The sequence below is a fragment of the Burkholderia plantarii genome, assembly GCF_001411805.1.
GTDB classification, from domain to species: domain Bacteria; phylum Pseudomonadota; class Gammaproteobacteria; order Burkholderiales; family Burkholderiaceae; genus Burkholderia; species Burkholderia plantarii.
Window position 1 is genome coordinate 2,938,050 of the sequence record NZ_CP007212.1, and the last position, 14,029, is coordinate 2,952,078.

General features: G+C 68.5%; 15 protein-coding genes. 8 read left to right on the forward strand and 7 right to left on the reverse strand.

Annotation, left to right across the window (positions count from 1 at the left end; genetic code table 11):
* Positions 1-37: 37 nt before the first annotated feature.
* Positions 38-1,432 carry a cysteine--tRNA ligase gene (gene cysS / locus bpln_RS12510; protein ID WP_055138964.1) on the reverse strand — a complete coding sequence of 465 codons (1,395 nt, stop codon included), beginning with the start codon at positions 1,430-1,432 and terminating at the stop codon, positions 38-40.
* A gap of 228 nt (positions 1,433-1,660) precedes the next feature.
* On the opposite strand from cysS, the gene bpln_RS12515 reads away from it, so the two are divergent.
* The 4 genes from bpln_RS12515 (at position 1,661) to bpln_RS12530 (ending at position 4,419) form a co-directional block, all read left to right on the forward strand.
* Positions 1,661-2,377: a tetratricopeptide repeat protein gene (locus bpln_RS12515; RefSeq protein WP_055138965.1), complete on the forward strand. Its 717-nt coding sequence runs from the start codon at positions 1,661-1,663 to the stop codon at positions 2,375-2,377.
* 62 nt (positions 2,378-2,439) lie between these two features.
* Positions 2,440-3,015 carry a peptidylprolyl isomerase gene (locus bpln_RS12520; RefSeq protein ID WP_042625421.1) on the forward strand — a complete coding sequence of 192 codons (576 nt, stop codon included), beginning with the start codon at positions 2,440-2,442 and terminating at the stop codon, positions 3,013-3,015.
* A gap of 86 nt (positions 3,016-3,101) precedes the next feature.
* The gene (locus tag bpln_RS12525) at positions 3,102-3,593 is read left to right on the forward strand and encodes a peptidylprolyl isomerase (protein WP_042625422.1); all 492 of its coding nucleotides are present in this window, start codon (positions 3,102-3,104) and stop codon (positions 3,591-3,593) included.
* Positions 3,594-3,615: 22 nt separating this feature from the next.
* The gene (locus tag bpln_RS12530; RefSeq protein ID WP_055138966.1) at positions 3,616-4,419 is read left to right on the forward strand and encodes a UDP-2,3-diacylglucosamine diphosphatase; all 804 of its coding nucleotides are present in this window, start codon (positions 3,616-3,618) and stop codon (positions 4,417-4,419) included.
* A gap of 191 nt (positions 4,420-4,610) precedes the next feature.
* On the opposite strand, the gene cysE is transcribed toward bpln_RS12530, so the two are convergent.
* The 3 genes from cysE to bpln_RS35515 all read right to left on the reverse strand — a co-directional run bounded on the left by cysE (position 4,611) and on the right by bpln_RS35515 (position 6,794).
* A complete protein-coding gene (gene cysE / locus bpln_RS38175; RefSeq protein WP_042625424.1) occupies positions 4,611-5,375 on the reverse strand; it encodes a serine O-acetyltransferase in 765 nt (254 codons plus the stop codon).
* 193 nt (positions 5,376-5,568) lie between these two features.
* Positions 5,569-6,426: an RNA methyltransferase gene (locus bpln_RS12540; protein ID WP_082465278.1), complete on the reverse strand. Its 858-nt coding sequence runs from the start codon at positions 6,424-6,426 to the stop codon at positions 5,569-5,571.
* 41 nt (positions 6,427-6,467) lie between these two features.
* Positions 6,468-6,794, reverse strand: coding sequence for a hypothetical protein (locus bpln_RS35515; protein WP_148654013.1), 327 nt, complete (start codon positions 6,792-6,794; stop codon positions 6,468-6,470).
* Between bpln_RS35515 and bpln_RS12545 the strand changes: the two genes are divergently transcribed.
* Entirely contained in the window at positions 6,789-7,610 is an 822-nt protein-coding gene (locus bpln_RS12545; RefSeq protein ID WP_042625426.1) for an inositol monophosphatase family protein, read from the forward strand. The two genes, bpln_RS35515 and bpln_RS12545, sit on opposite strands and share 6 nt — an antisense overlap.
* 128 nt (positions 7,611-7,738) lie before the next feature.
* On the opposite strand, the gene bpln_RS12550 is transcribed toward bpln_RS12545, so the two are convergent.
* The gene (locus bpln_RS12550) at positions 7,739-8,359 is read right to left on the reverse strand and encodes an HAD family hydrolase (RefSeq protein ID WP_055138968.1); all 621 of its coding nucleotides are present in this window, start codon (positions 8,357-8,359) and stop codon (positions 7,739-7,741) included.
* A gap of 370 nt (positions 8,360-8,729) precedes the next feature.
* Positions 8,730-9,758: a 2-keto-3-deoxygluconate transporter gene (gene kdgT / locus bpln_RS12555; protein ID WP_042626673.1), complete on the reverse strand. Its 1,029-nt coding sequence runs from the start codon at positions 9,756-9,758 to the stop codon at positions 8,730-8,732.
* 274 nt (positions 9,759-10,032) lie between these two features.
* Here kdgT and kduI point away from each other — a divergent pair, with 274 nt between their 5' ends.
* The 3 genes from kduI (at position 10,033) to kdgR (ending at position 12,565) form a co-directional block, all read left to right on the forward strand.
* On the forward strand, positions 10,033-10,869 hold the full coding sequence (kduI, locus tag bpln_RS12560; RefSeq protein WP_055138969.1) for a 5-dehydro-4-deoxy-D-glucuronate isomerase: 837 nt from the start codon (positions 10,033-10,035) through the stop codon (positions 10,867-10,869).
* A gap of 37 nt (positions 10,870-10,906) precedes the next feature.
* A complete protein-coding gene (gene kduD, locus bpln_RS12565) occupies positions 10,907-11,668 on the forward strand; it encodes a 2-dehydro-3-deoxy-D-gluconate 5-dehydrogenase KduD (RefSeq protein ID WP_042625429.1) in 762 nt (253 codons plus the stop codon).
* A gap of 63 nt (positions 11,669-11,731) precedes the next feature.
* Complete coding sequence (kdgR, locus tag bpln_RS12570; RefSeq protein WP_055138970.1) at positions 11,732-12,565, forward strand: DNA-binding transcriptional regulator KdgR; 834 nt, start codon at positions 11,732-11,734, stop codon at positions 12,563-12,565.
* Positions 12,566-12,895: 330 nt separating this feature from the next.
* Here the strand turns inward: kdgR and bpln_RS12575 are convergent, their stop codons facing one another.
* Positions 12,896-13,942, reverse strand: coding sequence for an aliphatic amidase (locus tag bpln_RS12575; protein ID WP_042625431.1), 1,047 nt, complete (start codon positions 13,940-13,942; stop codon positions 12,896-12,898).
* Positions 13,943-14,029: the final 87 nt, after the last annotated feature.

Here is a 14,029-nt window from a genome sequence, read left to right on the forward strand (position 1 = left end):
GCCTGACGAGTCGATCAGCGGAACGGACGACGTGCGATCAAACGCGACGCCATTCGGTCAACCCGCCCGGTTTGTCTTCAAGCGCGACGCCGGCTTCGAGCAGCGCTGCCCGGATCCGGTCCGCTTCGGCATAATTCCTCGCCTGCTTGGCGGCCACGCGCGCGGCGATCTGCGTCTCGATCGCGTCGGCGTCGAGCGCGCCCGAAGCGGCGCCCGCGGCCTGTTGCAGATAGGCGCGCGGCTCGCGGCCGAGCAGGCCGAGCAGCGCGCCGAGTTGCTTCAGCTGGCGCGCGAGCGCCGGCTCGCGCGCGCGGTTCACCTCACCCGCGAGTTCGAACAAGACCGACACGGCCAGCGCCGTGTTGAAGTCGTCGTTCATCGCCGCCGCGAAACGCTGCGCGTAGGGCTCGTCGCGATCGAGCGGAGCGGCATCGGGCGTCACGTCCTTGAGCGCCGTGTAGAGCCGCGTGAGCGAGGCGCGCGCATCATCGAGATGCACCTCGCTGTAATTGAGCGGCGAGCGGTAGTGGGTGCGCACGATGAAGAAGCGCATCACCTCGGCGTCGTAGCGCTCCAGCACCTCGCGGATCGTGAAGAAATTGCCGAGCGATTTCGACATCTTCTCGCTGTCCACCTGCACGAAGCCGTTGTGCATCCAGTAATTGACAAACGTTTCGCCGGTTGCGCCTTCGCTTTGCGCGATCTCGTTCTCGTGATGCGGGAATTGCAGATCCTGGCCGCCGCCGTGGATGTCGAAGTGATGACCGAGCAGCGTGCAGCCCATCGCCGAGCACTCGATGTGCCAGCCGGGGCGGCCGCGCCCGTACTTCGAATCCCAACTCGTGTCGGCCGGCTCGTCGGGCTTCGCGCTTTTCCACAGCACGAAATCGAGCGGGTCCTGCTTCGCATCGTTGGCGGCCACGCGCTCGCCCGCGCGCAGATCGTCGAGCGACTTGCCCGACAGGCGCCCGTAGTTCGCGAACTTGCGCACGGCGTAGTTGACGTCGCCGTCGCTCGCCTGGTACGCGTAACCGTTTGCCTCGAGCGTCTCGATCATGCCGAGCATCTGCGGGATGAAATCGGTCGCGCGCGGCTCGTGCTCGGGCCGCTCGACGCCGAGCGCATCGAGATCCTCGTGCATCGCCGCGATGAAGCGCGAGGTCAGCGAGGCGATCGTCTCGCCGTTCTCGACCGCGCGGCGGATGATCTTGTCATCGATGTCGGTGATGTTGCGCACATACGTGACGCGATAGCCGAGCGTGCGCAGCCAGCGCTGCACGACGTCGAACACAACCATCATTCGCGCATGCCCGATGTGACAGTAGTCGTATACGGTGATGCCGCAGACGTACATCCGGACTTCGCCGGGATGCCGTGGCACGAAGACTTGCTTGTCACGCGCGAGCGTGTTGTAGATGCGCAGTGATTCCATAGAGATGAAACGAGAGCCGAAGGATGCCGCCCTGGCGACGGGCGCCTGCATGAGAACCCGCTCGGTGCGTCCGCCGCGATCGGAAGCGCCGCCGTCGGTAAACGAGGCGTCGGTCGAACGACGGGCGAAGCGGTAACGGCGCGAGAGGCAAAAGACAGTCCGCAGCTCGCCGGAATGCGCGGACGATTTGCTAGAATGGCTCGGAGTATAACATTGCGATTTGAGCCTATGAAATCTTCCCGCGGCCGCGCGCCGAGCGCTGCGACCCTCGTTGCGACCGCCGTCCTCGGTCTCGCGTTGGCGCTTCCGGCCTTTGCACAGAAGGCACCCGCCACCGCCGACGGCACGCCGGAGATCGACGCGTCGATCACCAGCCGCAACTGGTCGGCGGCGCTGTCGCAGCTCGACTCACGCATCGCGGCAAACCCGCACGACGTGCAGGCGCAGTTCAAGCGCGGCACCGTGCTGGCCCGGCTGAACCGCGACGACGACGCGATCGAGCAGTTCGTCGCGATCACGCAGGCCTATCCCGAGTTGCCCGAGCCGTACAACAATCTCGCCGCGCTGTACGCGAAACACGGCCGCTATGACGAGGCGCGCGCCGCGCTCGTCACGGCAACCAAGGCGAACCCTGACTACGGCCTCGCCTACGAGAATCTCGGCGACCTGTACCTGCGGCTCGCGGCGGAATCGTACAAGCGCGCGCAGTCGCTCGGCCACGCGAGCGGCGCGACCGCGCAGCGGCTCGCCGACCTGCAGCGCATCGTCTCGCCGCCGGCCGGCAAGCGTGCCGCGGCCGCCGCGCCGGCGAGCCGGACCCGCGCGCTGACCGACCAGGCCGCCTCGAACGTGTCCACCACCACGCTGCCGCTGTCGCCGTCGTTCCAGTTCGGCGTCTCGGGCGGCTCGCTCGCGGCGCCGCCCTACGTGGCGCCGTCGAACTGACGCGGGTACCCAGCGCGCCGCGCCGCGTCGTCCCAACCCATTCACTCACCCAGAGGATCGTCATGAAACGTCTGTTGTTGGCGCTCGGCAGCGCCGCCTTCGTCGCGACCGCGCCCGCCTACGCGCAAACGGCCGCCGCGCATCCGGTCGTGCAGCTGAAGACCACGCAGGGCGACATCCGCATCGAGCTGTATCCCGAGAAGGCGCCGAAGACGGTGGCGAACTTCCTTGACTACGTGAAGGCCGGCCAGTACAGCGGCACGATCTTCCACCGCGTGATCCCGGGCTTCATGATCCAGGGCGGCGGCTACAAGGAGAATTTCGACGAGAAGCCGACGCGCGCGCCGATCCCGCTCGAAAGCCGCAACGGCCTGAAGAACCTGACGGGCACCATTGCCATGGCGCGCACCAGTGATCCGAACTCCGCAACGGCGCAGTTCTTCATCAACACGGTCGATAACGCCGGCCTCGACTATCCGAACCCGGACGGCAACGGCTACGCGGTGTTCGGCAAGGTCGTCTCGGGCATGGACGTCGTGAAGAAGATCGAGGCGACGCCCACCACGGTGCGCGGCCCGATGCGCGACGTCCCGCAGAAGCCGGTCGTGATCGAATCGGCGAGCATCGTCAGCAAGTAAGCCCGGGCGCGCTGCGCCCTTTCACGCGGCCGCGTCGTCCCGACCGGCCGCGTGCCGTTTCACCCACCTCTAAAGAAGGAACCATCATGGTTGAACTGCATACGAACCACGGCGTGATCAAGCTCGAACTCGACGACGCCAAGGCACCGAAGACGGTGGAGAACTTCCTCAATTACGTGAAGGCCGGCCACTACGACGGCACGGTGTTCCATCGCGTCATCAACGGCTTCATGATCCAGGGCGGCGGTTTCGAGCCGGGCATGAAGCAGAAGCCCACCGAAGCGCCGATCGACAACGAGGCGAACAACGGCCTGAAGAACGACAACTACACGGTCGCGATGGCGCGCACCAACGATCCGCACTCGGCGACCGCGCAATTCTTCATCAACGTCAACGACAACGACTTCCTGAACCACTCGTCGCCGACGCCGCAAGGCTGGGGCTACGCCGTGTTCGGCAAGGTCGTCGAAGGCCAGGACGTGGTGGACAAGATCAAGGGCGTCAAGACGGGCAGCAAGGGCTTCCATCAGGACGTGCCGAACGACGACGTCGTGATCGAAAAGGCCGTGGTGGTCTGACGCGTTACGGGGACGCATTCCGATGCTGCAGGAAGCACCGCCGCGAAGCGTCTCCGGGGGCGTGCCGGGCGAGCATGGGCTCGCGCACGCGGCACGCCCGTTTCTGTTCATCTCCGATCTGCACCTGAGCGAGGCGATCCCCCGCACGGTCGCCGCGTTCGAGCACTTCGTGCGCGTCACGGCCGACAGCGCCGACTCGGTGTTCATCCTCGGCGACCTGTTCGAATACTGGATCGGCGACGACATCCTCGCGGTCGATCCGTTCGCGCAGCGCATCGCCGCACTGCTGCACACCTTTTCGGAGCGCGGCATCGCGCTCTACGTGATGCACGGCAATCGCGACTTCCTGCTCGGCCGGCGCTTCATGAAGGCCGCGGGCGCGATGCTGGTGCCGGACCCGTCGGTGGTGCTCGCGTTCGGCAGGCGCATCGTGCTCGCGCACGGCGACGCGCAATGCACGGCCGATCGCGGTTATCAATGGTTTCGCGGCTTCGCGCGCAATCGCGCCGCGCAGTGGCTGTTCCTCGCGCGCCCGCTCGGCTGGCGTCGCGCGCTCGCCGAGCGCATGCGCGCGAAGAGCGAGGCCGGCCGCGAGCGGCCGATGCTGCCGCGCTACGACGTCACACGGCGCGGCATCGCCGAGCTGTTCGAGCGCAGCGGCGCCGACACGATGATCCACGGCCACACGCATCGCCCGGCGCGGCATGTCGAACCCGAGGGCGCGCGCTGGGTGCTGCCCGACTGGGATCTCGATCACGGCACGCCGCGCGGCGGCTATCTGAGGATCGACGCGGACGGCATGCAGGCGCTGCCGCTCGGCTACTGAGCCGGGCTCACTCGCGGGCGCTCGTGCGGGCGCGAACGCGCGAGGCCGGCCGGAGCACCGGTCTCTTTTCTCATCGTCCAAATCGTGAACAGGGTTGCCGCGGCGCGGCGGCTGATCGGCCGTTCAACCGTCAGCGCCGGTCGGCAGGGGCAGCGGCGATCACTGGCGCTGACCGACCGGCCCGGCGCCGCTCAGCGCGGCTCGCCGACGCGGCCGTCGAGCACGGCGGACAGTCGTCGCAGATCGAGCCGGCCGTCGGCCTGCAGGGCCTCGAACCGCTCGCCGAGCCGCTCCAGCGCCGCGACGATCTCGTCGACGCGCTGCGCTTCCCTGGCCGCGTGATCGACGAGGCCATGGATCGCCAGCGACATCGGATCGTCGGCGTTCGGGGTGATGCCGTAGGCGCTGAACGTGGTCCGAGCCGGCGCGGGCTTCGCCTCGGCCGGCAGCACCACGCGCGCGGGATTGCCGACCGCCGTGCCGCCCGCCGGCACCGGCTTGACGACCACCGCGTTCGAACCGATCTTGGCTCCCTCGCCCACCGTGAAGCCGCCGAGCACCTTCGCGCCCGCACCGACGATCACGCCGCGCTCGAGCGTGGGATGGCGCTTCGCGCCGCGCGTGAGCGAGGTGCCGCCGAGCGTCACGCCCTGGTAGATCGTGCAGTCGTCGCCGACGATCGCGGTCTCGCCGATCACCACGCCCATGCCGTGATCGATGAACACGCGCCGCCCGAGCGTGGCGCCGGGATGGATCTCGATGCCGGTCATGAAGCGCCCGACCTGCGAGATGAAGCGCCCGAGCCAGCGCCGCTCGCGCCGCCAGCAGGCGTGCGCGACGCGGTGGAAGATCAACGCGTGGATGCCCGGGTAACAGGTCAGCACCTCCCAGGCGCTGCGAGCAGCGGGATCGCGCTCGCGAATCGTCGCGATGTCTTCTCGAAGTCTCGTGAACATGGCGTGTCTCGACCGGGAGGGAAATCGTCGCCGCGCGCCGCGCGGCCCTTATACGCAATCGCTATTTGCTTATCACGTGCAGCGATTGTAGGGGGACTCGCGCGGGCGTGCTGGACACGCCGCGTTGTCCCCAACGGCGCCGGGGGTATTCGTGCGGCGCGGGAGGCCCGTCGGCCCGCTCGCGGGCTTCGGCTCAGCGCTCGTCGCCGCCCGTCTTCAGCACGATGTGCTTGGCGATGCCGCGCAGGATGTTGACCTCCTCGCGCTCGAGCCCCGCGCGCGAGAACAGCCGCCGCAGCCGCGGCATCAGCTTCTTCGGGTTGCGCGGATCGAGGAAATCGAGCGCGACGAGCGCCTGCTCCAGATGCGCGAACATCCCCTCGATCTCGTCGGCCCGCGCGAGCGTGCCGGCCGCGCCGTCGTGCATCTCGCCGGGCTGGCCCGCCAGCAGCGCGACGCGCAGCTCGTAGGCCAGCACCTGGATCGCCTGCGACAGGTTCAGCGAGCTGTATTCGGGGTTCGCCGGGATATGTGCGATCGCGCTGCAGCGATCGACGTGTTCGTTCGACAGCCCGACGCGCTCGTTGCCGAACACGAACGCGATCTCGCCGCTGGCGAGCTGCGCGCGCGCCGTCTCGGCGGCCGCGCGCGGCGCGAGGCGCGGCGGCCCGTACTCGCGGCTGCGCGCGGTCAGCGCGACCGACCACTGCACGCCCGCCAGCGCGTCGGCCAGCGTCGGCACGATCTGCGTGGCGGCGAGCACGTCGTCGGCGCCGCTCGCCATCGCGATCGCCTCGGGATCGGCCAGCACGCCGGCCACGCGCGGCGCGACCAGCACGAGCCGCGAGAAGCCCATCGTCTTCAGCGCGCGCGCCGCCGCGCCGACGTTGCCGGGATGGCTCGGCTCGACCAGCACGAAGCGCGCCGACGCGAAGCCGCCCGCGGCAGGAAACGTTGCGGACGAGGGGCCGGCGGGCGCCGCCGGCGGGGTGTGCGAGTTTTCCAACGTGATTCGGTCCGACTGAAAGAATTGCCGGTATGGTATCGCCAACGCCGCGCCAATCCCACCCGGCCGAACGGCCAGCCCCCCGATCACACCCGATCACACCCGATCGCCGTCGATCCCATGCCGGCGAACCGCGCCGTGCCCGCGCGTATCGGCCCGCGGCCGCGCGATTTCGGAAAAAGGTCCGACTCGGGTAAAATGCCGGTTTCGCGCTCGCCGGCTTTCGGATAGGCCCATCCGCTCCCGATTGGCCGGCCGATACATCGGCCGCCCGTGCGGCCAGCGCCCCGCTCTTTGCCAATTCGCGTCTTCCGTCGACGAAACGTCCGCCCCGCCTTGCCGGGCGCCGCTTCGCCGGTTCGATCCACCTCGTGGCGGCCCGTGCCGCCGGCTTCAGGATTCAGCTCATGCATCCCATGCTCAACATCGCTGTCAAGGCTGCGCGCCGCGCCGGACAGATCATCAACCGCGCGTCGCTCGACCTCGACATGATCGAGATCCGCAAGAAACAGCAGAACGATTTCGTGACGGAAGTCGACAAGGCCTCCGAAGAGGCGATCATCGAGACGCTGAAGACGGCCTATCCCGACCACGCGATCCTCGCCGAGGAATCGGGCAAGTCGGACAACGAATCCGAATACGTCTGGATCATCGATCCGCTCGACGGCACCACCAACTTCATCCACGGCTTCCCGTACTACTGCGTGTCGATCGCGCTCGCGCATCGCGGCGTGGTGCAGCAGGCCGTCGTCTACGATCCGAACAACAACGACCTGTTCACGGCCACGCGCGGCCGCGGCGCGTTCCTGAACGACCGCCGCATCCGCGTCGGCCGCCGCGACCGCCTGTCGGACGCGCTGGTCGGCACCGGTTTCCCGTTCCGCGAGAAGGACGGCCTCGATAACTACATGAAGCTGTTCGTGGAGATGACGCAATCGTGTACCGGGCTGCGCCGCCCGGGCGCGGCGGCGCTGGACCTCGCGAACGTCGCGGCGGGCCGGCTCGACGCGTTCTTCGAGCAGGGCATCCACGCCTGGGACATGGCCGCGGGCAGCCTGCTGATCACCGAGGCGGGCGGCCTCGTCGGCAACTATCACGGCGACGCCGACTTCCTGCACCGCCACGAGATCGTCGCGGCGAACCCGAAGATCTACGCGCAGATGATCCCGATCCTGAACCGCTATTCGCGCATCGGCGGCGACGCCGCGCAGGCCGCGCAGCAGCAGTAACGGCCCGCGTGCCGCGCCCGCACGAGGCGCGGCATGGCACCAGATGGACCAACGGCCCGCTTCGGCAACGAGGCGGGCCGTTTGCGTCGACGGGCAAGCGCGTCGAGCGCGAGCCGTGATCGCGCCGTTCAGACGTCGATCGCCGCCATCGGCCCCTTGCCGCGAATCCAGGCCCGATCGGCGCGCTCGGCCATCTCCTTGTCACCGCGGCTGTCGCCGTAGGCATAGAGCGTCGCGGGCGGCTGCAAGCCCCACCAAGCGTTCAGCCGCGCGACCTTCTGCGGCCCCCAGCAGTTCTCGCCGTCGAACCGGCCGGTGAACACGCCGTGCTCGAACCGCAGCCGCGTCGCCAGCACCGCCTCGAAGCCGAGCGGCGCCGCCCATTTCTCCAGATAGATCGACGGCGACGCGCTGACCAGCACCACCACATGCCCCCGCGCCTGATGCTCGCGCACGCGCGCCAGCATCTCGGGGCGCACCAGGCTCGGCAGTTCGGTGGCCACGAAGCGCGTCGCGAGCGCGTCGAGTTCGCGCTCCCCGATCGGCCCGAACGCGAACCAGGCGAACCTCGCCTTCGCAGCGCCGCGCGAGATCCAGCCCGCCTTCATCGCGACGATCCACGGCAACGCGCGCAGCCCCGCCCAGGCGAAACGGCGCATGCCCACGGCCTGCTGCACGAAATGGCGGAAGCTGTCGGAGGTGGTGATGGTGCCGTCGAAATCGAAAGCGGCGACGATGCGGTCGGTCATGGCGGGTTCTGCCGGGAAGGAAACGGGCGAGCCCGGAAGATAGCAAATTTGCGCGGCCTCGCGCGAATCACGCATCGATGGCGCCCGAATTCCGGCGCAAGACCGGTGCATGTCGGCGGCCATCACGCGCCGGCCACGATACCTCGGCCGCGAACGGCCTCATCGAATGAACGGCCACGACCGCCGCCGCGCATCGCCACCGCGCTTGCACGTCTCGCTTCGAAACAGTCGCGCGAAATCGTGCCGACTCCCCTCGCCTACGACACTCCATCGCCTGAAAAAAGAAAGCGGCGACCGCTGCAACGCGGCGCCGCTTCCCGTTGCCGACGCGCCGATCCCCTCGGCGCGCGGCGCGAGTCGCATCAACGAATCAGATATGCCCCTGATGCCCGTGAACCCTCACCTCCGGCAGCCCCGCCGCCGGGTTCGTGTCGCCGGCGACCGCCGCGCCCGCCTTCGCGAAGCGGCGCGACCACATCGCCGTGATGATCGGCACGAGGATCGCCGTGATCAGGCAGGCCGTCGCGACGGTGGCCGTCGCGGCCGGCACGAGCGGCTTCAGCTTCGGCACCATCTCGCCGATGATGGCCGGGTTCGCGACCGCGGCGCCCGCCGTGGAGGAGGCCGCCAGCCCGGCCGTGCCGTTGCCGCCGCCGATCAGGCGGTCGGCGAGGATCAGCGGCACGCCCGTCACGACGATCACGGCAAGGCCGAGCAGCAGGCCCGGAATCCCGCTGCGGGCGATCACGTGCAGGTCGATGCCGTTGCCAAGCGCGAAGCCGAAGAACGGGATCAGCGGATGGACGCAGCGGCCGAACAGGTCGCGCAGTTCGCGGTCCAGGTTGCCGAGCGCGAAGCCGATCAGGAACGGCAGCACGGCGCCCACGAACAGCCTCGGCTCGAACACCGCCACCCCGGTGGCGCCGAGGATCGTCATGCTGACGAGCGGCCCCGATTCGAGCGACATCAGCACGAACGCGCCGGCTTCCTCGCGCGTGCCGTACTGCTGCATCACGGCCGCGTAGAGCCCGCCGTTGGTCATGTCCATCGAGGCCACGATCGCGAGCAGCGACAGCCCGGCCAGCACCCCGCTCTTGATCCCGTCGTCGGGAATGAACTGCGCGCAGATCAGCGTCACGAGCCACGCCACCAGCGTCTTGGTGATCACCAGCGTGCCCGACTTGCGCAGCACCACGCCGGTGGCGCGCAGGTCGATGGTCGCGCCCATGCAGAAGAACCAGACCGCGAGGATCGGCACCGTGCCCGAGATCAGCCCGTTCGTAAACGAGCCGAAATACTTGCCCGCGTCGGGCGCGAAGGTATGCACGCAGGCGCCCAGCACCATCGGCACCAGCATCAACCCGCCCGGCACGCGGTCGATCACTCTTTTGATATTCACAGGCTTCTCCATGCGTGGACGCGCGCGTCCGTTATCGTTCCCGCCGTCTCCTCGGCGATTTCGGAACGTTATTCCATTCTCATAACACCTTACATCGCGGTTAACCCTGTAATTTCCGTCGGCACGACGACGCGGCCGTGGACGGCTCTGGCTGGAGCGAAAAAATAATCGGAACGACGTTCCGATTATTTTCATCCTGTGATCTAATGCGGAACATCAACGCATCGAGCGGGCGCGCCATGCCCCGCCGCACCGATCCCCACGGAGACAGCAGATGGAAGTCAGGCAGGCCATTCACAGCGAGCACGCGAAAACCCTCGACACCGCCGGGCTGCGGCGCCATTTCCTGATCGAGCAGGTGTTCGAGCCGGACGCCCTGAAGCTGACCTACAGCCATATCGACCGGATCATCGTGGGCGGCGTCTGGCCGGCCACGCACGCGGTCGAGGTGCCGGCCTCGCTCGGCAGCGCGATCGGCGTCGGCTACCTGCTCGAACGCCGCGAACTCGGCGCGATCAACATCGGCGGCGACGGCTGGGTGGAGGTGGACGGCCAGCGCCACGCGGTGCGCTTCGAGGAGGCGATCTACGTCGGCCAGGGCGCGCGGTCGGTCACGTTCGGCAGCGACGACGCCGCGCAGCCGGCCCGGTTCTACTTGAACTGCGCGCCGGCCCACACGGCCTACCCGACGCGCGTGATCACGCTCGGGCAGGCCTCGCCCGAGACGCTCGGCGATCCATCCACCAGCAACCGCCGCACCATCTACAAGTTCATCGTCCCGGAGGTCGTGCAGACCTGCCAGCTGTCGATGGGCATGACCAAGCTCGAACCCGGCAACCTCTGGAACACCATGCCGTGCCACACGCACGAGCGGCGCATGGAGGTGTACTTCTACTTCGGCATGCAGGACGACGCGGCGGTGTTCCACATGCTCGGCGAGCCGCAGGAGACGCGCCACATCCTCGTGCACAACGAGCAGGCCGTGATCTCGCCGAGCTGGTCGATCCATTCGGGCGTGGGCACGCGGGCCTACACGTTCATCTGGGGCATGGTCGGCGAGAACCAGGTGTTCAAGGACATGGACCACGTCGCCGTCGCCGATCTGCGCTGAGCCGCGTCCCCATCCCTGGTTATCGAGAGGAATCTGCATGTCCGCTCCACTTTTCGACCTGACCGGCAAGGTCGCGATCGTCACCGGCTGCAACACGGGGCTCGGCGCCGGGATGGCGTTCGCGCTCGCGGCGGCCGGCTGCGACATCGTCGGCGTCAATCGCGGCGCGCCGGCCGAAACCCAGGCGCGCGTCGAGGCGCTCGGCCGCCGCTTCCTCGACCTGCGCGCGGACCTGTCGACCACGCGGCCGATCGACGACATCGTCAACGCGGCCTGCGAGGCCCACGGGCGCATCGACATCCTCGTCAACAACGCCGGCATCATCCGCCGCAACGACGCGCTCGCGTTCACCGAGGACGACTGGGATGCCGTGATCGACACCAATCTGAAGACCGTGTTCTTCCTCGCGCAGGCGGCGGCGAAGCAGTTCGTCAGGCAGGACAGCCCGGGCAAGATCATCAACGTGGCCTCGATGCTGTCGTTCCAGGGCGGCATCCGCGTGCCGTCCTACACGGCCTCGAAGAGCGGCGTGCTGGGCCTCACGCGGCTGCTCGCCAACGAATGGGCCGCGCGGCGCATCAACGTCAACGCGATCGCGCCCGGCTACATGGCGACCAACAACACCACGCAGCTGCGTCACGACGCGCAGCGCAGCGAGGAAATCGTCGGACGGATCCCGGCCGCGCGCTGGGGCGAGCCCGAGGATCTGGCCGGGCCGGTGGTGTTCCTCGCCTCGTCGGCCTCCGACTACGTCCACGGGCACACGCTCGCCGTCGACGGCGGCTGGCTCGCCCGCTGATTCAACTCCATGCCGGGACGCGCTATGCTCACGCCTGAATCCACATCGACGGACGTTTTGCACATGGAAGCGATGCTCAGGCGGCGCAAGGAAGACGCGCCGCAGGCGCAGGCCGAAGGCGGCGCCGAGAAAGCGGAATCGGCCTCGGCCGCGGGCAAGGTGTTCGCCGTGCTCGAAGCGCTCGGCGCGCACGGGCCGATCGGCATCAGCGAGCTGTCGCACCGGCTCGGCATGTCGAAGACCACCGTCCACCGGTTCCTGCAGACGCTGAAGACGCTCGGCTTCGTCGCGCAGGAGGACGAGACCGAGCGCTATCGCCTGACGATCCGGCTGTTCGAACTCGGCTCGCAGGCGCTCGAGAACGTGGACCTGGTGCGCGAGGCCGACGTCGAGATGCGCCGCATCGGCCGGCTCACGCGCGAGGCGCTGCACCTCGGCGCGTTCGACGAAGACCATATCATCTACATCCACAAGATCGACGCCGACTACGGGCTGCGCATGCACTCGCGGATCGGCCGCACCAACCCGCTCTACAGCACCGCGATCGGCAAGGTGCTGCTGGCCTGGATGGCGCCCGAGGAGGCGCGCGAGGCGCTCTCGCGGATCGAGTTCAGGAAATCGACGCAGAAGACGCTGGCCTCGGCCGAGGCGGTATGGAGCATTCTTCCGCACGTGCGCGAGCAGGGCTACGGCGAGGACAACGAGGAGCAGGAAGACGGGCTCGTGTGCCTCGCGGTGCCGGTGTTCGACCGCTTCGGCCGCGTGATCGCGGGGCTGTCGATCTCGTTTCCGACCATGCGCTGCGGCGCCGACACGAAGGCGCATTACGTTGCGCTGTTGAAGCAGGCCGGGCGGGCCGTCTCGGCCCGGCTCGGCTATCGCGGCACCGGGGCCTGAAGCGCGAACGGCGCCGGCCCCGCGCGAAACCGGGCGGCGCCGCGCGATCGCGCCCGGCGCCGGAGCGATCACGCCGGGCCGCGAAGCGGCAAGGCAAGCCACGATGGCGTGCCTTCGGCAACGCAACACCTCGACGCGTCGCCATCACGGCCGTCATCGTCGCGCTCGCGCGGTTCGCGATCCGCACGGCGCGGCGGCCGCGCAACAGGCCGCGCAACAGCCGGCGCGCGCCCCATCCGCACGGCGAGCCACGGCAGATGGGCGATGCCGGCGAACTTCAGCGCCGGGAACGCCAGCGCGAAAGTCCGCGCCAGCACCGCCCGCCCGGCTTCAGCCCGCGCGCTGCGCTTCGCCCGGCGTGTGCGGAATTCCCTCGACCGGGCATTCCGGCGTGCCCGGCATCGGCCGCGTGAGCGCCTCGACGGCCGCGCGCGTCTTCTGCGGATCGGCCACCCAGTCGCGATAGAACGCGAACGGACACTCGGCCACGCCATGCACGCCGTCGCCCGAATGGATCGTGCCGGTGTAGCCGCGATGCAGCAGCTTGTAGAGGTGGTTCTGCGACTGCATGTTGCGCCGCGCGTCGCGGATCAGCGGCAGCGACAGCTCGGCGTACTGGATGCCCATCTCCTCCTCGCCGCATTCGCCGAGCGTGCGGCCGTCGAAGCCGATGATCGCGGAATGGCCGAAGTAGGAATAGACGCCGTCGAAGCCGGCCGCGTTGGCCACCGCCACGTAGGTATTGTTCATCCACGCCATCGCCTTCGACACCAGCACCTGCTGCTCCTTGGCCGGGTACATGTAGCCCTGGCAGCGCACGATCAGCTCGGCGCCGCGCATCGCGCAGTCGCGCCAGATCTCGGGGTAGTTGCCGTCGTCGCAGATGATCAGGCTGATCTTCATGCCCTTCGGGCCGTCGGTCACGTAGGTGCGGTCGCCCGGATACCAGCCTTCCACCGGCGTCCACGGCATGATCTTGCGGTACTTCTGGACGATCTCGCCGTGGTTGTCGATCAGGATCAGCGTGTTGTACGGCGCCTTGGCCGGGTGCTGCTCGTGGCGCTCGCCGGTGATCGAGAACACGCCCCAGACGTTGGCCTGCCGGCAGGCCGCCGAGAACACCTCGGTCTCGGCGCCGGGAACGGTCGAGGCGGTCTCGAGCATCTCGGCTTCGTCGTACATGATGCCGTGCGTCGAATACTCGGGGAAGATCACGAGATCCATCCCGGGCAGCCCGCGTTTCATGCCGATCAGCATCTCGCCGATCGCGCGCGCGTTGTCGAGGACCTCGGCGCGCGTGTGCAGACGCGGCATCCGGTAGTTGACCACCGCCACGCCCACGCTGTCGCGGCTGCTCGAAATATCTCCATGTCGCATGCTGTGCTCCGTTGCTCGGTTCGCTTCGCGCGACGCCGATGGCTGGCGCCGCGCCTTCGGCCGGCCGCGTCCGGCATGCGCCGGCGC

Coding starts and splice junctions, on each gene's coding strand:
- cysS (WP_055138964.1), bottom strand. CDS start 1,432: ATGGAATCACTGCGCATCTACAACACGCTCGCGCGTGACAAGCAAGTC.
- bpln_RS12515 (WP_055138965.1), top strand. CDS start 1,661: ATGAAATCTTCCCGCGGCCGCGCGCCGAGCGCTGCGACCCTCGTTGCG.
- bpln_RS12520 (WP_042625421.1), top strand. CDS start 2,440: ATGAAACGTCTGTTGTTGGCGCTCGGCAGCGCCGCCTTCGTCGCGACC.
- bpln_RS12525 (WP_042625422.1), top strand. CDS start 3,102: ATGGTTGAACTGCATACGAACCACGGCGTGATCAAGCTCGAACTCGAC.
- bpln_RS12530 (WP_055138966.1), top strand. CDS start 3,616: ATGCTGCAGGAAGCACCGCCGCGAAGCGTCTCCGGGGGCGTGCCGGGC.
- cysE (WP_042625424.1), bottom strand. CDS start 5,375: ATGTTCACGAGACTTCGAGAAGACATCGCGACGATTCGCGAGCGCGAT.
- bpln_RS12545 (WP_042625426.1), top strand. CDS start 6,789: ATGCATCCCATGCTCAACATCGCTGTCAAGGCTGCGCGCCGCGCCGGA.
- bpln_RS35515 (WP_148654013.1), bottom strand. CDS start 6,794: ATGCATGAGCTGAATCCTGAAGCCGGCGGCACGGGCCGCCACGAGGTG.
- bpln_RS12550 (WP_055138968.1), bottom strand. CDS start 8,359: ATGACCGACCGCATCGTCGCCGCTTTCGATTTCGACGGCACCATCACC.
- kduI (WP_055138969.1), top strand. CDS start 10,033: ATGGAAGTCAGGCAGGCCATTCACAGCGAGCACGCGAAAACCCTCGAC.
- kduD (WP_042625429.1), top strand. CDS start 10,907: ATGTCCGCTCCACTTTTCGACCTGACCGGCAAGGTCGCGATCGTCACC.
- kdgR (WP_055138970.1), top strand. CDS start 11,732: ATGGAAGCGATGCTCAGGCGGCGCAAGGAAGACGCGCCGCAGGCGCAG.
- bpln_RS12575 (WP_042625431.1), bottom strand. CDS start 13,942: ATGCGACATGGAGATATTTCGAGCAGCCGCGACAGCGTGGGCGTGGCG.